The organism is Mesorhizobium sp. WSM1343 (genome assembly GCF_055901535.1).
In genome coordinates, this window is record NZ_JBVVWZ010000002.1 from 84,106 (window position 1) to 104,313 (window position 20,208).

At 60.2% G+C, this 20,208-nt stretch carries 11 protein-coding genes and 3 pseudogenes; 8 read left to right on the forward strand and 6 right to left on the reverse strand.

The features are described 5' to 3' along the window. Positions 1-2 precede the first annotated feature (2 nt). Positions 3-2,801, reverse strand: coding sequence for a glycosyltransferase family 25 protein (locus AC0NIL_RS30940; protein ID WP_024505824.1), 2,799 nt, complete (start codon positions 2,799-2,801; stop codon positions 3-5). Between the two features lie 1,075 nt (positions 2,802-3,876). Between AC0NIL_RS30940 and AC0NIL_RS30945 the strand changes: the two genes are divergently transcribed. Together AC0NIL_RS30945 and AC0NIL_RS30950 are read left to right on the forward strand one after the other, a co-directional pair. Next, positions 3,877-4,194 (forward strand): hypothetical protein, encoded by a 318-nt coding sequence (locus AC0NIL_RS30945; protein ID WP_127244227.1) that lies wholly within the window; start codon positions 3,877-3,879, stop codon positions 4,192-4,194. An 81-nt stretch (positions 4,195-4,275) separates the two neighbouring features. Then, a pseudogene (locus tag AC0NIL_RS30950) lies at positions 4,276-4,725 on the forward strand (DUF4347 domain-containing protein); the annotation flags it as partial. A 422-nt stretch (positions 4,726-5,147) separates the two neighbouring features. Here the strand turns inward: AC0NIL_RS30950 and AC0NIL_RS30955 are convergent. Beyond that, positions 5,148-8,003 carry a hypothetical protein gene (locus tag AC0NIL_RS30955; protein ID WP_474048908.1) on the reverse strand — a complete coding sequence of 952 codons (2,856 nt, stop codon included), beginning with the start codon at positions 8,001-8,003 and terminating at the stop codon, positions 5,148-5,150. Between the two features lie 220 nt (positions 8,004-8,223). On the opposite strand from AC0NIL_RS30955, the gene AC0NIL_RS30960 reads away from it, so the two are divergent. From AC0NIL_RS30960 to AC0NIL_RS30975, 4 genes are all read left to right on the forward strand, one after another. Beyond that, complete coding sequence (locus tag AC0NIL_RS30960) at positions 8,224-8,484, forward strand: hypothetical protein (RefSeq protein WP_024505429.1); 261 nt, start codon at positions 8,224-8,226, stop codon at positions 8,482-8,484. Positions 8,485-8,673: 189 nt separating this feature from the next. Next, positions 8,674-10,974, forward strand: coding sequence for a peptidase domain-containing ABC transporter (locus AC0NIL_RS30965; RefSeq protein ID WP_024505428.1), 2,301 nt, complete (start codon positions 8,674-8,676; stop codon positions 10,972-10,974). 20 nt (positions 10,975-10,994) lie between these two features. After that, positions 10,995-12,398, forward strand: a complete 1,404-nt coding sequence (locus AC0NIL_RS30970) for an HlyD family type I secretion periplasmic adaptor subunit (RefSeq protein WP_024505427.1) — start codon at positions 10,995-10,997, stop codon at positions 12,396-12,398. 46 nt (positions 12,399-12,444) lie between these two features. Then, entirely contained in the window at positions 12,445-14,163 is a 1,719-nt protein-coding gene (locus AC0NIL_RS30975; protein WP_473574124.1) for a tetratricopeptide repeat protein, read from the forward strand. A 368-nt stretch (positions 14,164-14,531) separates the two neighbouring features. On the opposite strand, the gene AC0NIL_RS30980 is transcribed toward AC0NIL_RS30975, so the two are convergent. Continuing rightward, on the reverse strand, positions 14,532-15,233 hold the full coding sequence (locus tag AC0NIL_RS30980; protein ID WP_024505426.1) for a Crp/Fnr family transcriptional regulator: 702 nt from the start codon (positions 15,231-15,233) through the stop codon (positions 14,532-14,534). A gap of 163 nt (positions 15,234-15,396) precedes the next feature. Beyond that, positions 15,397-15,678: a hypothetical protein gene (locus tag AC0NIL_RS30985; RefSeq protein ID WP_024505425.1), complete on the reverse strand. Its 282-nt coding sequence runs from the start codon at positions 15,676-15,678 to the stop codon at positions 15,397-15,399. A gap of 557 nt (positions 15,679-16,235) precedes the next feature. On the opposite strand from AC0NIL_RS30985, the pseudogene AC0NIL_RS30990 reads away from it, so the two are divergent. After that, positions 16,236-16,682: pseudogene (locus AC0NIL_RS30990) on the forward strand (FkbM family methyltransferase); the annotation flags it as partial. 349 nt (positions 16,683-17,031) lie between these two features. On the opposite strand, the gene AC0NIL_RS30995 reads toward AC0NIL_RS30990, so the two are convergent. Both AC0NIL_RS30995 and AC0NIL_RS31000 read right to left on the reverse strand, forming a co-directional pair. Beyond that, the gene (locus AC0NIL_RS30995) at positions 17,032-19,338 is read right to left on the reverse strand and encodes a mannose-1-phosphate guanylyltransferase/mannose-6-phosphate isomerase (protein WP_024505423.1); all 2,307 of its coding nucleotides are present in this window, start codon (positions 19,336-19,338) and stop codon (positions 17,032-17,034) included. A 13-nt stretch (positions 19,339-19,351) separates the two neighbouring features. Next, positions 19,352-19,510 (reverse strand): annotated as a pseudogene (locus AC0NIL_RS31000) (phosphomannomutase/phosphoglucomutase); the annotation flags it as partial. Positions 19,511-19,805: 295 nt separating this feature from the next. On the opposite strand from AC0NIL_RS31000, the gene AC0NIL_RS31005 reads away from it, so the two are divergent. Then, the gene (locus AC0NIL_RS31005; RefSeq protein ID WP_024505421.1) at positions 19,806-20,141 is read left to right on the forward strand and encodes a hypothetical protein; all 336 of its coding nucleotides are present in this window, start codon (positions 19,806-19,808) and stop codon (positions 20,139-20,141) included. Positions 20,142-20,208: the final 67 nt, after the last annotated feature.

Genomic DNA, 20,208 nt, shown 5'->3' on the forward strand with positions numbered 1-20,208 from the left:
GCTCACCCCTGATCCGTCGCCACTCGATCTGAAGGTTGCTCATCGTCTAGAATAACGAGTGGCGGCATGCAAAGAAAAGCTTGCATCGAGCCGTATGCCGCACACATCGCGCAGTCAATGCCCGTGTCGTCAAGGACGACGCCAGTTCCAGGAAACGGGATAAGTCTGCTGCGGAGCGGCAGACACTTTTCCAGAAGTATCCGCGCACCCCTTGGTGTGATTGTGTATGCCTGAAGCCCAAACGAATGCTCTACCTTGATAAGGAATCTGGAGGAGAATTTATCGGACTGGAACAAGGCAGTTCTATTAGTATATTGACGATCGTAGAATTCCATTTTGGCTTTTGAGAAACCAAGGTCCAGCCAGAGAAAGGATGGGTCAAAAATATAGCCCCACTGTATGATATCCCAATCTGCCCGTGCTTGAGATATAATACTGGTGGATTCCTCCGTGAATCGAAACGATGACCGAATATCGTCTTCGAAAATAGTTATTGTCTTGTTTTCTGAAGCCGACAGCTGCCACAAGCTGATATGGGATAGAGCGCACCCCAACGTGCCCGGGGGATACGGACAATCACTGGTAATCAGACCTTCCTTGATGAGCGCCTCCCTGTCGAGAGAAGTGCCGTCAACGGCTGATACGCGAACGGTATTGTGCAATAAATGCCAGTTGTTACTTTGGTACCTGCTCCAGCGCTCGACGCTGCGGTCTAGGTTTATCAGGTGAATTTTCGGGGAACCCGTCGGCTCGACAGGCCGGGCTGGCATCGTCCCGGAGACAGAGGGTGTGGCGGCAGTGAATGCGGAGGTATCGCCCGCACCATGCAACAGCGCTCGAGCCCGCTCGATGCCATCACTCACATGGTATTGGCCATCGCCAAAGGTGATGTAGCCATAGACTTGTCGGTTATCCATATACTGGACGATTCCGGCCTTCCTGGCGCTGGCAGCAAAGACAACGTACTCGTACCGCGATGTGCCGTCCTCGTATGTCAGTTCGGTCAGCACGTCAGCCCGGACAAGATATGTGCAATGCACGAGCGGCACCTCGATGGCGCCGCGCACGTGGCGGTTGAGCACCCAACCATACTGATCGCACTGCAAATAATACCCGTTGGCATCGATCTCGGCATGAAAGTTCGAATAATATTGGCCCGGCGAGATAGAGCGAAGCAGAGGCGCGACGATTGGCAAATCAAGCGCGACAAGTTCTCGCAGCGTGGCCGATCGCACGAAATTGTCGACGTCGGCCACGAAATAGAAATCGCAGCCGTGCTCGAGCGTTTTCCGCAGACTTATGTTGCGGATTCGGCCAAGCACCCTGAAGCGCGTCTCATTCCATTCGTGCTCGCCAAACTGCTCAACACGATCGACGACGTCCGAGGCGTCGATTTCGACCGCCGCATAGAGGTGACCCACGCGCTCTACCCATTCGCGCAGTATATGCTCGGTCCTGTCGGTATTGTTGTTTGTCCTGATGTATAGGACGATCGATGCCTTCGGGTAGTCGAGCGCCTCGATGCACTCGAGGTAAAGCGGCAGTGCCGGTTCCTTCTGCTTTGCCAGGATTGCAATCAGGATGCGCGGTGAACCCTTCAGGCGCGACCGCAGCGAACGCTGCCGGATAAGCTTGTGCTGATCGATCAAGCTCTCTGTCCCGAACGCCCCGAGATTCGACGGTTCATGCACCGGAAGCTTGTCAGTGGCGAAACGCGCGTTGGCCACCACGCGCTTCGCCATTTCCGCCGGCAATTTTTCGCTGGCGAGCAATTTCAGACAGGCGTCGAGTGAATCCCGGTAAGCGCCTGTCCAGTAGGCATTGACGGCAAATTCGTCGAGCAATCCGTAATCGTAGACCCAAGGCTGTATGAAAAGTCCGGGGGGTTGCGCAAGGTCGAGCCCTCGACGCGCAAATTCCGCTCCCTCCGCGTTCCGGCCCTGGGTGCGGCAATAGAGGCTCGCGGCGTGAAGAGCTTCAGCGCGGGCGGGAACGGCCTGCGTCGCACGCTCAAAGATTGCAACGACCTCGTCGAATGGCCGTCCCAGCGCTGCCATGAGATTGCCCGCTTCGAGCAGGCTGACATAGATTTCCTCGTCCCAGAAGCCCAGCTCGGCGCGCTTCAGATAGTTTGCCAGCGATTTTTCACGTTCTCCGGAATCCCTATAGCTCTGCGCCAGATAAAAGGTGTATCGCGAAATAAGGAACGGGTCGGTCTCCGTAGCAAGCGCGCTTTCAAGAACCGTCGCGTCGTCCTGGTACTTTCGCGGGTTTTGACTGCGTGCTCCGCCACGCCCCGTCGCCACGCGAAAACCCTTGGCGGTCTCGCGTGTGAGATGGCCGGGAGGGGCCTCGAGATATTCGTGCAGCACGCCCTTGAAGGAGAAGGGAAGCCGGTTGCGGCAAATCTGCGGGCGATAAAACGAAATGCCCCCATGGGACACCTCGACGTCGTAGAGATCGTGTTCCATGTTCGACTTGAACGCGATCGGATCGAAGTCAGCGTCTTGGACCACGACGTCGTCGGCGTCGATGATCATGGCGTAGTCGACCGTCTCGACTTCACGCAGGCGGTCAAGGGCAAAGGTACGGTTGTACGCAAAGTCCCGCCAAGGCTCGTCGATGACTGTGCCTTTGACATTGTGAAGGGTCAGGAAGGTACGGATGACGTCCTGCGTGCCGTCCTCGGAACCCGTGTCGATGACGAGCACGTAGTCAACGAGAGGAAGGGCGCTGGCGAGGCATTGCAAGATGACCTTTGCCTCGTTCTTGACGATCATGCACAGGCCGATGGTGCTCATGCTAATCCCTTGGCGGAGCGACGTTCGTTACACGCTGCTGGAAATTGTTGAAGGGAATTCCTGCGCCTTTGTCCGGCTTTATATCTCATGCATCACCCCGCCGCCTTGGCCATTTGCATGACCTTTGTTGCAAAGAACGATTGCCCCTTCACAGCCAAGTGCTGCCTCAACCCGTCCATTGTTTAGCCAGCGCTTTCCGTCGCAGCAAGGGTCTTGCGGTCGCTCGGGACCAGAGGGTTAAGAACAGAATTTCCCGTCGACCCAATCGCTGAGGCGCAAATTCCGCCGCGACATCGAGGGTTCGACGCGAACCAGAGGGCACCCTTAAGCCTCGGATTTTTCGATGCGTTCGGCCCATGCGCGCCATTTGATGTCGACCGAAAGTAGTTACTCATGGTCCACAATTAATAAATTGTTAACTTGGTTATTTACAAGTTGCTAATTTTAGATTTTACTAATGTCTTGTGTTGAGAGGGTTCCCGCGAACCGGGCAGAGGGCCTGTTGGGCTGCGTCTGCGAAGCCAGGAGAGTGTCTGGAGCAAGTCACTTCGTGCGTGAGGGCGTGGCAAGTGTGTGGTGACGTGCAAGAGAAGACGTTGTACGGCCTTGAACTCAAGGCCGGCGTTTTCCCAAATCTGATGTTCCCCCCGCAAGCAGTTGGTTCCCTCGTTAGTCGTCGTCGAGAAATCGGCGACACGCGTGACGGGAGTGACCATGGTTGGGGTGATACCGTGTACGAGTCGATGGGGCCGTGACGCAGGCTTAGGCGTAGAACAACGCCTGAATTACCCGCAGTTGGCCAACAGCACGGATTACCCAGCGATTGATGGGTATTCCTCGGTGTCCTTTGGACGCCTCACTCACCTGGGCGAAGACAACTGGGGCGCCATCCGATCGAGCGGCACGAAGAGGCTGCCAAGCCTTGCGCACCCGTCTCTTAGACCTGCCCGCAATGCGGCAATGCGCGCGACCGGCCTCACCGGGCGCCCGCGCTCTGCAGCCATTGAACCAGCGATTGAAATCTAAGGTACGACCAAGAGAAGCTGCGGCCCGGCCGCCGGCGACCAAGGAGAAGATGATGAGCTTCACGGCAGGATTTGCGGCTATGGAAGTCACCGTTCGAGGCATTTTGCCGATCGGCGACACGATTGAAAATGTAAATTATTTCATTCTGGACACGGCCAAGAGCGCTATTGTCGGTCAGGTCGTTCTTCCCAGAGCCGCCAAGCGAAGCCTCGCTGTCGCCCTCACCGTCAAAGTCCCAAGCACCGCCGGCTCGCTTGCCATTGGGACGTTTGATGAAGGCGGGAACTTCCAGGTCGCCAACTTCCTCCGCGTGGAGACGCCAGTCGTGGAACGTCCCCACGGCGCCGTCGGGCCGTCCGGGAGGTAAATCTCTTTGGTCGCAGCACTTGCCGGCTAGGCCAGTGAGTGGCTGCCGGTGAATTGAGTTCGAAGCCAACAGGAGCCAGTCATGGCCCGTGCCTCTGAAGTTCTTTTTGTCGATCCTTCAGTTTCCGACCTCCAGGCGATTCTCGGCAGCGTGCGACCCGAGGTTCAAGCGATTGTGCTCAACGGCCGCCGACCGGCGGCGCGGCAGATCGCTGCCGCGCTCGCAGGGCACGCAGGGCTCGATGCGGTGCACGTTATCGCACATGGTGGGTCTGGGCGTGTCGGCTTCACAGCAGGGGAGTGGTCATCAACTACATTGCAGGAAGAGGCCGAGGATCTTGCCGCAATCGGCCGTGCGCTTGCCAAGGACGGCGAGCTGCGGCTGTGGAGCTGCGAAACGGCATCGGGGGATACGGGCGAAGCCTTCATAGAGGCGCTGGAAGAGGCAGTAGGCGCGGACGTTCTCGCGTCCGGGTCGCTGATTGGCGCGGCCGCCCTGGGCGGCTCCTGGGAGATATCCTCACGCGTAGGCTCGTCCACGCCCTTGCCTCCAATGACTTCGGCTGGCGTGGCCAGCTACTCGGGGGTGCTTGCGGCTGATCTCACACTCAGTGGGGACATAACTGCCGGCGGCAGCTCTTCGGCTGTTAACACGTATTATGTAGTGGATACTCACGTGGCTCCGCCGACTAATCCGGCGCTTAATCGTGCGGATGATACAGTCGTTGGTAGCTTTCAGCTACCATCTGCAAACCAGGGCGGTTTAATAAATGACTTTTCTGCGACCATAACGATCCCCAACACTACTGATATTTATTTCGTTTATGACAGCAATTTCAAATTATACGGCACGCTTTCCCCGGTTGTAGGAGGTTATAGTTTTACACCCGTGCTTGCTAATAATGGCGATAATGGCAATTTCTTTGATACCGCTTCTTTTATCGCCACCACAGGTCAAGTAGGCGCGACCGGACCCGCCGGAGCGACCGGCGCGACCGGCGCCACGGGTGCGGGCTCGACAGGTGCCACGGGCGCGACCGGTGCCACCGGCTCTACTGGAGCAACCGGCTCGACTGGCTCGACTGGAGCAACAGGCTCTACTGGTGCGACCGGATCGACCGGAGCAACCGGCTCGACCGGCGCCACAGGAGCAACCGGTGATACCGGTGCAACAGGCTCTACAGGTTCGACCGGAGCAACCGGCTCGACCGGCGCCACAGGTGCAACCGGTGATACCGGAGCAACTGGCTCGACCGGATCGACAGGTTCGACCGGCTCTACTGGGGCAACAGGTTCGACCGGATCGACTGGAGCAACAGGCTCTACTGGAGCAACCGGCTCGACCGGTGATACCGGAGCAACAGGCTCGACTGGCTCGACTGGAGCAACAGGTTCGACAGGTTCGACCGGAGCAACCGGCTCGACGGGCGCCACAGGTGCAACCGGTGATACCGGAGCAACAGGCTCGACTGGCTCGACTGGAGCAACAGGCTCTACAGGTTCGACAGGTTCGACCGGCGCCACAGGTGCAACCGGTAATACCGGAGCAACTGGCTCGACCGGATCGACTGGAGCAACCGGCTCTACTGGAGCAACCGGCTCGACCGGTGATACCGGAGCAACTGGCTCGACAGGTTCGACCGGAGCAACCGGCTCGACCGGCGCCACAGGTGCAACCGGTGATACCGGAGCAACTGGCTCGACAGGTTCGACCGGAGCAACCGGCTCGACCGGCGCCACAGGTGCAACCGGTGATACCGGAGCAACTGGCTCGACAGGTTCGACCGGCTCTACTGGGGCAACAGGTTCGACCGGATCGACTGGAGCAACCGGCTCTACTGGAGCAACCGGCTCGACCGGTGATACCGGAGCAACTGGCTCGACAGGTTCGACTGGAGCAACAGGTTCGACTGGAGCGACCGGTTCGACCGGCGCCACAGGTGCAACCGGTAATACCGGAGCAACTGGCTCGACCGGATCGACTGGAGCAACCGGCTCTACTGGAGCAACCGGCTCGACCGGTGATACCGGAGCAACTGGCTCGACAGGTTCGACTGGAGCAACTGGCTCTACTGGAGCAACCGGCTCGACCGGCGATACCGGAGCAACTGGCTCGACAGGTTCGACTGGAGCAACAGGTTCGACTGGAGCGACCGGAGCAACCGGCGCCACAGGTTCAACCGGTAATACCGGAGCAACTGGCTCGACCGGATCGACAGGTTCGACCGGCTCTACTGGGGCAACAGGTTCGACCGGATCGACTGGAGCAACAGGCTCTACTGGAGCAACCGGCTCGACCGGTGATACCGGAGCAACTGGCTCGACAGGTTCGACTGGAGCAACAGGTTCGACTGGGGCGACCGGTTCGACCGGCGCCACAGGTGCAACCGGTGATACCGGAGCAACTGGCTCGACCGGATCGACAGGTTCGACCGGCTCTACTGGGGCAACAGGTTCGACCGGATCGGCCGGAGCAACTGGCTCGACCGGATCGACAGGTTCGACCGGCTCTACTGGGGCAACAGGTTCGACCGGATCGACTGGAGCAACAGGCTCTACTGGAGCAACCGGCTCGACCGGTGATACCGGAGCAACTGGCTCGACAGGTTCGACTGGAGCAACAGGTTCGACTGGGGCGACCGGTTCGACCGGCGCCACAGGTGCAACCGGTGATACCGGAGCAACTGGCTCGACCGGATCGACAGGTTCGACCGGCTCTACTGGGGCAACAGGTTCGACCGGATCGACTGGAGCAACAGGCTCTACTGGAGCAACCGGCTCGACCGGTGATACCGGAGCAACTGGTTCGACTGGAGCAACAGGTTCGACCGGCGCCACAGGAGCAACCGGTGATACCGGAGCAACTGGCTCGACCGGATCGACAGGTTCGACCGGCTCTACTGGGGCAACAGGTTCGACCGGATCGACCGGAGCAACTGGCTCGACCGGATCGACAGGTTCGACCGGCTCTACTGGGGCAACAGGTTCGACCGGATCGACCGGAGCAACCGGCTCGACCGGCGCCACAGGTGCAACCGGTAATACCGGAGCAACTGGCTCGACCGGATCGACAGGTTCGACCGGCTCTACTGGGGCAACAGGTTCGACCGGATCGACTGGAGCAACAGGCTCTACTGGAGCAACCGGCTCGACCGGTGATACCGGAGCAACTGGTTCGACTGGAGCAACAGGTTCGACTGGCGCAACCGGCTCTACCGGCGCCACAGGTGCAACCGGTAATACCGGAGCAACTGGCTCGACCGGATCGACAGGTTCGACCGGCTCTACTGGGGCAACAGGTTCGACCGGATCGACCGGAGCAACCGGCTCGACCGGCGCCACAGGAGCAACCGGTGATACCGGAGCAACTGGCTCGACCGGATCGACAGGTTCGACCGGCTCTACTGGGGCAACAGGTTCGACCGGATCGACCGGAGCAACCGGCTCGACCGGCGCCACAGGAGCAGCCGGTGATACCGGAGCAACTGGCTCGACCGGATCGACAGGTTCGACCGGCTCTACTGGGGCAACAGGTTCGACCGGATCGACCGGAGCAACCGGCTCGACCGGCGCCACAGGAGCAACCGGTGATACTGGAGCAACAGGCTCTACTGGTTCGACCGGCTCTACTGGGGCAACAGGTTCGACCGGATCGACCGGAGCAACCGGCTCGACCGGCGCCACAGGTGCAACCGGTGATACCGGAGCAACTGGCTCGACCGGATCGACAGGTTCGACCGGCTCTACAGGTTCGACCGGTTCGACTGGAGCAACAGGCTCTACAGGTTCGACTGGCTCAACCGGAGCCACCGGTTCGACAGGTCCGACAGGTGCGACTGGCTCGGGCGGCGGGACCGGTGACCGCGACCATGGCAACAACGGTGGCGGCAACGATCCTGATGGAAGCGACAGCAGCAACCCAGGCAAGGGGCATGGCAATGACGGGTCCGACAACGATGGTTCGCCAGGTAACGGCAACCACGCCAAGGTCTCGGCCGATACGATCGGACTCAAGGACTCCAAGCAGTTCTTGCAATCGGGCCCGGCCACCAGCAGCGACACCGATAGCCAAGCCTCGTTCCGGCAGCTCGTTGGCCTGGCTGGGGGTTCGGTGACGAGCGATCTCTTGAACGTTCTCAATACGATCAAGGGCCTTAGTCCGAACCAGAACAAGACATCCGGTGCAACGTCCGACTTGACTTCTGACAAGGGCAAGCAAGGCGCCGGATACACTAACACCGACGACACGCTGAAGAAGGCAATGAAGGATATTCTGAAACCTAATGACTGAGTCCAGGTTGAAGAAAGAACGCGCGGCCCTTGCGGGAACGCAAGTGCCGCGCGTTCACCATTTCCAGGCGGGCAAAGGGCCCGTGCGGCTGGCCTATTTGGAATATAGTGGGTTTTGTCAGCAGTCCCGGCTGGGACGGCTTGCCCGGAGCATCCTTGAACCCTCGCTTGTGGGCCGGAGGGGAAGTGCATGGTGAGCATACCTCTGAACGCCGATGCACGGCCAACCTCGATCCGCGTGGACGCGGAGGCGACTGGCAAGGTTGGCAGCCAGAGCGAGGCGGGGAGGGCACCCGGCGGACCCGCCGAGTTCGACCGGATTGCCCCGCGCCTCAAGGCGGTGCTACGCGTCGCCCGCTATCATGGCGTCGAACTCGACCCGAACGAGTTCAGGGTGGCGAGCGCAAGCCCGGTTCCAAACGCGACCGATCTCTCGCAATGGGCCCAGAACGGCGGCATGTGGTCGCGTGCGCTTCGCATCCGCTGGTCGCATCTTCTGCGCTTCGAGCACACGGGACCGGTCGTCCTGCTGTTCAATGACGGTGGCGCAGGTCTCCTCACCGGGGCCAGTCCAGAGCGGAATGTCGTCTTCCTCAAAAGTGCGGACGCGCCCGAGGATGCCGAAGCCATCGCCATCGACGAGTTGCGGCTGTCGCAGGTGTGGGCGGGTGAGGCCGTGCTGTTGCGTCCAGCGCGATCCTATATCGCGGCCGATGCGCCTTTCACCCTCGGTTGGTTGATCGACCTGGTACGGTTCGAAAGCCGTTCTATGCGTGACATCGGTATCGCCTCGTTCACGCTCAGCCTCCTTACCGTTCTGCCGCCTCTCATGGTCATGACGCTGGTCAACAAGGTGCTGCAGTTCAACAGCGTTTCAACCCTCGTGCTCCTGTCGGCCACAATTGCCGTCCTGTTCGTTTACGAGACGCTCCTCGGTCACGCCCGACGGCTGATCATCAACGTCGTCGGCGCCCGCCTGGATACCAAACTGAACTTGCATGTTTTCAGCAGGCTCCTGCGTCTGCCACTTGATTATTTCGAGCGTCATCCGGCCGGCGAGACGATGTACCATCTCGCGCAGATCTATCGCATCCGCGAATTCCTGACCGGAAAACTCCTCAGCACGTTCCTGGATCTGATCACGCTCTGCGTGCTGATCCCGGTGATGTTCTATATCAACGCCACGCTGGGCTGGATGGTGCTTGCCTGCGCGGGCGTGATTATGTTGATCATCTTCGCCTTTCTCGCGCCGTTGCGCCGCCGCTACCAGCAAGTGGTCGATGCCGAGACCTGGAAGGCGGCGGCGCTCGGCGAAACCGTCGTCGGCATCAAGACGGTGAAGGCGCTCGGTCTCGAACCGCAACGCAGGGCGCTTTGGGACGAGCGGGTGGCGGAAGCGGGCAGGGCGCGCCTTGCCTTCGGGCAGCTTGCCAACTGGCCGCAAACGCTTGTCACGCCAATCGAGCGTGCGATGGTCCTCGGCACCATGCTGATCGGAGCTTATCTGGCGATGAGCGACACGTCTGGCTACATGGTCGGCAGCTTGTTCGCATTCATGATGATCGCCCAACGCGTCGCACAGCCTCTCGTCGGTCTTGCTCGACTGGTCGAGGACTTCGAGGAGGTAGGGGCGGCAATCAGCGAGGCAGGATCCGTCCTCAACCGACCCCTGGAAAGCAGTTCGAATTCCACAGGCCTGAGGCCGAAGCTCGTTGGCGAGATCAGTTTCCGTGATCTGACCTTCACCTACATCGGCACCAACACGCCAGCGCTTGACCGGGTCAACTTCGACATTCCAGCAGGGACGATGTTCGGCATCGTCGGGCGCAGCGGTTCAGGGAAATCGACAATTGCGCGGCTTCTGCAGGGGATCAATCGCGATTACAGCGGTTTTCTCAAGCTGGATGGCGTCGACCTCAAGGAAATCAACCTGCGTCACCTTCGCCAGGGGCTCGGCGTGGTCCTCCAGGACAATTTCCTTTTCCGCGGGTCCATTCGAGACAACATCATCGCCGGGCGCCCCGGCCTGACCCTTTCCGACGCCATGCGAGCCGCTCACCTTGCCGGCGCCGAAGAATTCATCGAACGCATGCCCAACGGCTATGACACCTATATTGAGGAAGGTTCGCCCAACCTGTCGGGTGGTCAAAAGCAGCGGCTGGCGATTGCGCGCGCGCTCATCCACGATCCGACCGTCATGATCCTTGACGAGGCGACCAGCGCGCTTGACCCGGAGAGCGAGGCGGTGGTCAGCGCCAATCTCATGCGCATCGCCAGGGGCCGCACGATGATTATTGTTTCGCACCGGCTTTCCTCGCTGACCGAATGCGACCAGATCCTGGTCATGGATCAGGGCCAGGTCCTCGATGTCGCGCCGCATGCGACCCTGCTCGAACGATGTGCGCTCTACCGCCAGCTTTGGATGCAGCAGAACCGGCATCTTGACAATCGCCAAGCTCGTCTGGCCGCTGTGCCGCCGAGACTTGTGTGAGCATCGGCTTCGGGGCGCCCATGAGCAGCATCACCCATTCCAGTCTTCCCGTCCGGCGCCGGACAGAGCCGAGCGATCCGACGATGCCCGTTATCCTGGAATTCCAATGGCCGTCGACGGCCATCGCCAATGCGCCCGTCCCACGGATGGCGCGCGGCATGGTCTGGATCATCTCAAGCATGGTCGTTGCCCTGCTAACGCTCTCAGGGCTCATACCGGTCGATCAGGTCGTCTCCACCAGAGGGCTCGTGGTGTCGCAATCGCCAAATATTCTGGTGCAGCCGCTCGAGACGGCGATCGTCCGCTCGATCGAGGTGCGCGAAGGACAGCGCGTGCGAGCCGGTCAAACGCTTGCTCGCCTCGACGCGACCTTCGCCTCCGCTGACCTTGCTGCGCTGACGACACAGGTCTCGACACTTGAAGCCGAAGTGGCCCGTTTGAAAGCGGAAGCCGACGGAAAGCCCTTCAGCTATGACGGTCTGGACCCGAGTTGGACCCTGCAGGCATCGATCTTCGATCGTCGAAAAGCTGTCTACGACGCCAAGCTGTCGAGTTTTGACCGGCAGAGCGATGAACTCAGTTCCGTGATCTCGCGTTCCCGGTCCGATGCTGACGGCTACCGCCAGCGACTGGCCGTCGCGGCTTCGATCGAACGGATGCGCAAGCAACTGGAAGCAAGACAGGTGGGCAGCCGCCTCAATACGCTTCTGGCCGAGGACAACTGGGCAGAGATGTCCCGGGCGCTCGGCAACGCCGAGCAGACATCGGAAGCTGCCAAGCGACAACAGGCGACGGTGGCCGCCGACCGCGATGGCTACATCCAGAGCTGGCGCGCGGAAGTCTCGCAAGGCCTGTCGGAGGCGGGCTCGCGTATGTCCGATGCCCGTGAGCTTCTCAACAAGGCAAAGCTGCGTAAACAGTTGGTTGAGCTGAAAAGCGATGCAAACGCCATCGTTCAGTCAGTGGCGAAGGTTTCCGTCGGGTCGATCCTGCAATCGGGTGACCGGCTGATGACCCTGGTGCCGGACGACGCGGTGCTTGAAATCGAAACGAACATTGTCGGCCGTAGCAGTGGGTTCGTCCACGTCGGTGACCCCGTGGCCATCAAGTTCGACACCTTTCCATATTCGCAATATGGCCTCGCGCATGGCACTGTGCGCACGGTGAGCCCGGATTCCTTCTCGGCCCGGGAACAGGCGCGCGACCCGAACAGTTCGTTGGCCATGCTGCCCCCGGACGCTGACCTGTTTTACCGCACGCAGATTTCCATCGACGAGGTCGCCCTCCATGGCGTGCCCGCAAGTTTCACGATCGTCCCTGGCATGCCGGTAACCGCTGACGTCAAGGTCGGCCGCCGTACCGTGCTCAAGTATATTCTCGGCGCCATACTCCCCCTAGGCCAAGAAGCGATGAGGGAGCCATAGGCTCGGGCGCCGTGCGCGACAAACGGAGGTATGCGTTCTCGCATCGATGGCAATCCTTGACCGCCTGACTGCTTACGGTCCACCAGCGCTGGTATTGCGCCGGGCGATCCAGCTTTCTGACAGCGGCAAGCCTTTAGAAGCCTTTCCGCTGCTGGCAATTGCGGCACGCGCCGGGATTGTCGAGGCCGAATACCGCGTCGCTCGTTGCTATCTCGAAGGTTTGGGTGTGCCGCCAAGCCGGTCGGAAGGCGCGCGTTGGCTGCGGCGAGCGGCCGATCACGGCAGCCCCGATGCCCAGTCGCTCCTCGCCGCGCTTTACGTGGCTGGACTGGCGGCGCAGGAGCCCGACGGCAATGGCTTGGAATCGCAAAGCTTGTTCGAACGGGATTCCTCGCGGGAGCCGGAATTCGCGGCAGCGTTCGGGCTCGCGAAAAAGGCAGCCGAAGCTGGCTCCGCAACCGGGCAGGCAATTCTCGCCTATATCCTTAGCAGAGGCCCCGAAGCGATGCGGGACCTGGATGCGGCGCATGGCTGGTATGAGAAGTCTGCGGCAGCCGGCTGCCCTGAGGGATGCCTGGGCCTTGCTCTTTCCCTCGCCCGGCGCGGGCAGCCTGCGCAGACGGCCAAAGTTGCCGCCGAGGTTCGACGCGCTGCCGACGCCGGTCTGCCAACCGCAATCTACCTTCTTGGGGTCCTGACTGAGCATGGACGCGGCATGCCAGCTGATCGACCGGCAGCCGCGCGACTGTATCAGCTTGCCGCGGAGAAAGGCTTGCCCTCAGCCCAATTCCGGTTGGGATCGGCGCTCATCGAGGGTGGCCTTGCAGGTCAAGATATCGCCGCCGGCGAGGCGTGGATGCGGCGGGCCGCATTGGCAGGAAATATTGAGGCAGCCTATCGTCTGGGCGATCGGCATGTGAAGAGTTCGCCGCCAGACTATGCGGACGCCGCAACATGGTACCGACGGGCGGCAAATGCCGGCCATCAGGCTGCTGCCCGTGCGTTGGCATCGCTTTATCTTTCCGGAAACGGAGTCGCACGGGACGTCGAAGAGGGAGCGCGCTGGCTGCGTACGTCCGCAAATGCGGGAAATCAGCAAGCGCAGGTCGACTTTGCCAATCTGGTTATCGAAGGAGCAGGCGAGCCTGGCGACCGCGCCAGCATCGCTGGATGGTTCGAGGCGACCGCCTCATCGGGCGATCTGATTGCAGCGTTCAACCTCGGCCTCTGCTTTGCCGAGGGCGTCGGCGTGCGAAAGGACGAGGAGCAAGCTGCCCGATGGGTGAGGCGGGCAGCCGAAGGCGTGGCCGATGCGCAATATGCCTACGCGCGAATGCTTCAGGATGGGCGCGGCGTGGCTGCCGATCTGAAACAAGCCCGTTGCTGGTTTGAGCGGGCGGCCAATGCTGGCATGGTCGACGCGCAGGTGGCGTTTGCCGAAATGCTTCTCAACGGACGTGGCGGCGCCTGTTTGCCTCAGGCTGCCGCGCAGTGGTTCAAGCGGGCAGCCGCAACCGGGCACGCCGGGGCTATGTTTGCGATCGGTGCCCAGTACGCGAATGGCCAAGGTCTGTCCTTCGACCCGGTCGCAGCGCAGAAATGGTTCGCCGCCGCCGCCGAGCGGGGACATGGCTATGCCCAGCTCATGCTCGGGGGCTATCTCTGCAATGGTCGTGCCGGGGAACACAACCCGGTAGCAGGCCGCCTTTGGCTCGAGCGAGCATTTGCGCAGGGTGTTCAGGAAGCGGCGAATGAACTCTCATAGTTTGCCTCGAAGGCTGGCTCTGCGGGGGCCATAGGTCTGGTGGAAGAGCTACGCTCTGTTTAGGATCCGAGCAGCGAGCACCAATTATCGCTCCTGATTGTGGTCCTCAAATTGGGCCGAGCGGACTCGCCGCTGCAGCGGAACGCCAAGGACGGTGTCGCTTAGGCAACCGCGAAGAGATCGCGCCAAGAAACCGAGATTGAATTGGCCGGCGCCTGGCCAGCGGACGCCAGTCGGGATAGGGAGCGGGCCACACGGAACAGATCCGCCGCCGGAAAGTGGATGCTGCCCGGGAAAGCCCGTCCTCGATCTTGCCCGATGGCCGCTACCGGGGAACAAGATTGCTTGCCATCGCATGCCGGGACGTCTCAACCGTCGACATATTCCTGCTCGAATCCAGCAAACTTAGTCAGGCCCTGCTGATCGAGCACACGAACGTGGCCCTGCCGAAATTCGAGAAACTTGCGCTCGCGCAGTTCCCGCAGCATCCGGTTGACATGAATGGGAGTGAGTCCCAGTGCGTCCGCCAGATCGTACTGGGTGAGAGGGCATTCATAGCTGTTGCGCGTGACAGAGCCGATTCGTTCCAGACGCGTCATCAGTTCGAGGAAGAGATGCGCCGTCCGCGCCAAGGCGCTGCGTCGTCCCACATTGGTGAGATGTTGAGCGACAACCGCTGCATTGTGCACGAGGGTTTCGAGAACAAGGGAGAACAGATGAGGCGACTGCATGGCCGCAACGGCAAATGTCTTGGTCGAAGCCACCAGAACTGAAATTTCGGTTTGAGCCACAAACGTTTCAAGAGCCCTGCCCGAGTAGGACTGAGGTAGGACGATGTCGCCTTTCAGTGCAAAATCTAGAATCTGTCGCTGCCCGCCGGCAAGTTCATGAGAAATGCACCCCCAGCCCGACTCGACAATGAACATGCGATCGCAATCCTCGCCCTGATTGACGATGACCGTCTCCGCCAGATAGCGCTTCGGCGTGAATCCCAGCCTTTTGATCAGCGCCGTATCGTCCTCATACGACAGGCGTTTTTCATTCCCGCGCAAAAATGGATGTGGCGTCATTCAGAAGCAACCCCGCCCAACTACTGCCCGAACTACCTCCCTCGCATACACCGTACATTAAAATTGATGTGAAGAATATGCTCCAATGCACTATCGATGACGTGGCAACGGCAGTTTTGGTTGAAGATAACAAGTTTTTCCCGGTCGGCCGATGGCGACAAGGTTAAGTCTTATTTCTCTTGAAATTTTCCCGCATGGAATCGACTATTTCGCTGGCGACGAGGCAGCTGCGATTGTCCGCTTGCTCGGCGGCATTTCGTAACGTCATCGACGCGTCCTTAAGTAGCCCTCTAATCTCTGCTGCTGACAAAAGCTCGGACGCTTCGAGTTCCAGCAGCACGGATTCACTCACGTGCAGCGCAGCAAGCGCCACCGCTCTAGGCCTTGTGGCAAGCAGTTTCAGAAGGTCACTGCTGGGTCTCGCACGGACTTTTTTTTTGGCCATCGTTGCGTCTCAACCGTTCGGACAAGATGGTTCACGTCTCAAAGTTACAACGCCTTGACGAATTAACCGCATTTCCATGATCGGGAGAGGTCGTTCAATGTGGCGTCAGGCATCTTCCCAAAGCATACTATCCCGCTTTGAGGCAGCGACACAGAGGCAAGTGCTACCGAATTTGCCGTAGCTACGACGTCGCTATCACCTTGCGGTACCTTGCTGATAAGCGGCGCAGGAAGCATGCCTACGACCGAACCGGGGAGGGCATGATGGCAGGAATATGCATGCGGGGGGTGTGTGCGGGCAATTTGCTTCGGTGGCGAGCCGGCCTGGCTACTCCCTAAGGGTGTATGGAGATTGGCACATCCTCAGGTGATACTGCGACGATGAACCGGACGTTCTACGCCAAGCTCTATCACATTGACGGGCTCGCGCGCGCCATCGGCTGGAGGAAACTGGTCTCAGTACTCCTTCGCCGCGCACTCGGGATCGGCTCGGCGATGAAAGTTCGCTGTGGCGATCATGAATTGCTGATCAGGCCTACCGACAGCGACTTGTTTGTCATGTCACAAATTTTTGGGCACGGCGAATATGAAATTGGAAAGGGTGGACAGAGCGCGCTCAACCGGCTCGCGGCAGGATGGAGACGGAGGGGGATCATACCCGTTATCGTGGATGCCGGCGCTAACGTTGGCTACTCGTCGATTTTCCTCAGAGACCAGTATCCTGATGCTGTGGTGATGGCCATCGAACCGGATCGCCAAACGCATGAAGTCTTACTCTCGAACTGCGCCGGTCTAGAGCGGATCATGTCTGTCTACGGCGCACTCTGGTGCCACGAGGGCGAAGTTGCACTTGTCAACAGCGAGCGCCCATCGTGGGCACGGGGCGTGGCAGACGGAGAAGGCGTGCCGTCGGTCACCTTACGGGGCCTTCTTGCCAGACTGCCCAAGGCGAAATTGCTGATGCTTAAGATGGACATTGAAGGCGCGGAGCTGGAGGCAACACGAGACTGCGGCAAGGTCCTCAAGCATGTGCCGTGCATCATCGTGGAACCACACGACTTTATGTTTCCCGGCCGAGGCTGCCTCACTTTCGTCTACTCGCTTTTGAGCGGAAGGAAGATCGACAGCCTCGTCAACGGCGAGAACCTCATATTCATTGCCTCGGAACTCCTGGCAGCACCGGCAGCCTCACGGCGGCCGACGACCGGGGAAAGCGAGCGTTGCCGGTGCGCGCGGCCAAGGCTGTGCCTTAGCGGCCACGCCAGGAGCCGATATCTGCGGTCTTCAAGGTTCGGTGCAGACGACCTTCGCCAACCACGGTTCGGCACGAACACCGTATCTCAGGATCGTCGCATCAGGAGCGACCCAGTACCTGCCTCAAACCCGTCTTGCTCACGTCCGAAGCAGGAAGCGGGAAAGGTTCGACTTGGCCTGCGGTCTTGTCCAGATACTGCATCAATGCCGTCACCAGATGGTAGAAGATGCTCGCCGGCACCTCCGTTGCCAGTGACCTTCCGCGCTCGTCAATCCTGTCGATCCACAATCCAAGCGGCGCGGGATCGATGTGCCATCTGAACAGGCGCGCGACACGGGCTTCGATCTCAGCTTTCAGGTCAGGCCCGCCAATGCCATCCAAGGCTACGGCTGCCTTGACGGCTTCGCATTGCGGCCAGCTGCGGGAGAGCCGGTCGAGAGGGATTCCCTGCCGCGATACGGCAGCAAAAGCCAGACCTGTTGTCCGGTTCAATCCACTGGCGACCGCCGATGAATAGAGCTTCCTTGCGTAGGCGACCAAGTCTTTCTGGCCGCTCGCTCTTGCGAAATCGACAAGGAGCGAAGCCCATTCGAAGTGATGCCCCGGTTCGGTCCACTGTCCTTCATCTCCCTGCAACGGCAACCAATCGGCGTCGAAACGTTCCCCAACCGTCCAGCTTTCCTGGTCGAAGAAATGGCTCCGGAAGAGATCGATGATGCGTGCTGCCCGACGCAGATATTCACGGTCGCCCGTGGCGCCATACCAGGCAAGAAATGATTCCAGCATGTGCATGTGTGGGTTCGAAGACCGCGCACCGTTCCAGCCGGGGCTCTCGAGGAACCCGGTCAGACTGTCGTGCTCGAGGTGGGCGTCGATGAAACGAAACGTCTGTTGTGCCAGTGCCAGGGCATCGTGGTGTCCGCATCGGTGAGCTTGAGCCAGCGCCAGGAGCACGCAGGCATGGTCGTAGGCGTCCTCGGTCGGGTCGGCCACGCTGCCGTTGGCATTGAGAGTTCGCACCCACCCGCCGCGGTTCGTGCGGCCGAATCTTGCGATGAAGTCGATACCGTGTTTGATGAGTTTGTCCGCCGGACCAGTCCAGCCACGTTCCTTGGCGACTGCGAAAGCGTAAATCTGGCGAGCCGCAGTGCGCATGCGCTTGGGTTTGCCCAATGGCCTCGCATCGAAGCCCAGGGCCTCATGGAAGCCGCCGTAAACATCGTCGACGCCAGCGGTGGACCACAGCGGCAGGGTTTCTTCGAAGAGCCAGTGCTCCACGCGCTTGCGCCATGAGCCACTGATGATGATCCGGTCTTCGGAGGCAGTAAATTTCGTTTCGAGGCGCCCGCTCTTCTCCAGCTGTTCGACGATTTTTTTCACGTTCTGGCTGTGGCTGACGGGTGCGACGAATACCGCATCTGGCGTCGCCACGATCGCAACATCCTTCATCCCGACCACGGTCAGCAGTCTGCCCTGGCTTCTGAAGTAAGAGTCCTGGCAATCGATGGCGACGATATCGCCCATTGTGACATTGCCGTTGCTGTCCGTGGGGCTGGCCTCCATTAGGGATTGCCATGAGCCAAGGTCGGTCCAGTGGAACGAGGCCCTAACCATTGCGATGTCGCGCGCATGCTCCATGATTGCGTAGTCGATCGAGGTCGAGGGGACGGCCAAGTAGAAGCCTTGTGTCAAATAAAGGCCCGAGACGTCGGTCCGCGCTCCCTTGTAAGCCCGTTCCGCGGCGTCCCAGATGTCGGGCTGGAACTCGAGAAAAGCCTCCCGCATGGTGTCGGCTCGAAAGAGGAAAATGCCGGCGTTCCAGTAGAATTGTCCCGAAGACATGTATTTGCGAGCCGACTTGGCGTTCGGCTTTTCGACAAAGCGCGAAACCGAGGCTACTGCGTCAGCATCTGCCGTGGTCTCGATGTAACCATATCCGGTTTCGGGATGCGTCGGCTTGATCCCGAACACGATGATCTTTCCTGAATCGGCGGCAGGCACGCCGGCCTTGACGGTTTCCCAGAATTGCGTTGTCGTCGATATCTGATGGTCGGAGGGGACCACGAGCACAAGGGCGTCGGCTCCATATTCGGAGATCGTTTGCAGGGTGGCTATGGCGACGGCGGCCGCGGTATTGCGGCCGACCGGCTCGAAGATCGGTCTGCCGCCGTTCAGGCCGAGCGGTACTAGGTCCGAGATAACGCGCTCGGCATGCCGTTCGGAGGCTATCAGGTAGATCGGCGTCTCTCCGTCCGGCCGCGCCTTAAGGCGACGAACAGTCTTGGCAAGCATAGAGCCATCCCCCGAAAGATCGTGGAATTGCTTGGGGTTGTCTTCGCGCGAGAGCGGCCACAGCCGTGAGCCGACCCCCCCGCTCATGACAAAACTTACGATCCGGTCAGACATGGTCCAATTCCTCTCAGAATGTCTGGTTGTAGGCTCCGACCTCTGGATTGCCGCCCAGCACGCCATCGAGAGCCTCGTGTATCTCTCGGCGCCGCTCTGGCGACACAGGCTTTCCACAACCAGGACGATCTCCGCTTTGTTCGACGACGCCCAGGCCCCAGGTGCCGTCCTGAAAGCCCGTGGCTTTGATCGGGGCACTGGTTTTGAAGGCGAATGTGTTTGGACTCGCGTGTCCGACTATGTTCACGGTCACGATTTCCGCTCCGCAGTTTAGCGCCAACAGTCGTAACACGCGCCGCACGTGGCCGCCTTCATGAATTCGAGTAGCCCTATCGCCCTAGCTGCCACCCCTCATCCAATATGAGCATGCCCGCCGATGACCGAAAGGATGTCTCGTGCAAGCATGAGAGTCTTGTATTCTGCAAGGTGCGTCCCCTCTCGGGTGCAACGAGAAAGATGGCTGCAACATGCCGCTGACCGCATTCAGGTTCCCATTCGGCCAGAATGTCGACCAACGGCGGTTCGGTCGCCTGACCCGTCTTCTGGAGGTCATTCAGATGGACATCGAGAAGGAAATCGCGGCACTGCGCCCTTGCGTGGAAAGGGTCACGGACTGTGCTGCGTTCGCCCTGGAAGCGATGGAAAATGGCGAGAGTCCCGAACGCATGTCCGCGCAGATCGGTACTCTCGAGCAGAACCTGGCGATCATCCGCGGACGGCAGGCCTTGCTGGAACAGCAAACGTCATTTGTCGACGCCGCGAGAGCAGCGCTGCCGCGCGTTCTACCGCCCCACGGGTCCTAAGTTTCGCATACGCCAATTGGCGGCATTTACCTTCCGGATCACGGGAGTAATCTTCCGCAGCAGTCTG

Excerpts from the sequence above, each read along its gene's own strand:
- AC0NIL_RS30940 (WP_024505824.1), bottom strand. The coding sequence starts at position 2,801 with ATGAGCACCATCGGCCTGTGCATGATCGTCAAGAACGAGGCAAAGGTC.
- AC0NIL_RS30945 (WP_127244227.1), top strand. The coding sequence starts at position 3,877 with ATGATGAGCTTCACGGCAGGATTTGCGGCTATGGAAGTCACCGTTCGA.
- AC0NIL_RS30965 (WP_024505428.1), top strand. The coding sequence starts at position 8,674 with ATGGTGAGCATACCTCTGAACGCCGATGCACGGCCAACCTCGATCCGC.
- AC0NIL_RS30970 (WP_024505427.1), top strand. The coding sequence starts at position 10,995 with ATGAGCAGCATCACCCATTCCAGTCTTCCCGTCCGGCGCCGGACAGAG.
- AC0NIL_RS30975 (WP_473574124.1), top strand. The coding sequence starts at position 12,445 with ATGGCAATCCTTGACCGCCTGACTGCTTACGGTCCACCAGCGCTGGTA.
- AC0NIL_RS30980 (WP_024505426.1), bottom strand. The coding sequence starts at position 15,233 with ATGACGCCACATCCATTTTTGCGCGGGAATGAAAAACGCCTGTCGTAT.
- AC0NIL_RS30985 (WP_024505425.1), bottom strand. The coding sequence starts at position 15,678 with ATGGCCAAAAAAAAAGTCCGTGCGAGACCCAGCAGTGACCTTCTGAAA.
- AC0NIL_RS30995 (WP_024505423.1), bottom strand. The coding sequence starts at position 19,338 with ATGTCTGACCGGATCGTAAGTTTTGTCATGAGCGGGGGGGTCGGCTCA.
- AC0NIL_RS31005 (WP_024505421.1), top strand. The coding sequence starts at position 19,806 with ATGCCGCTGACCGCATTCAGGTTCCCATTCGGCCAGAATGTCGACCAA.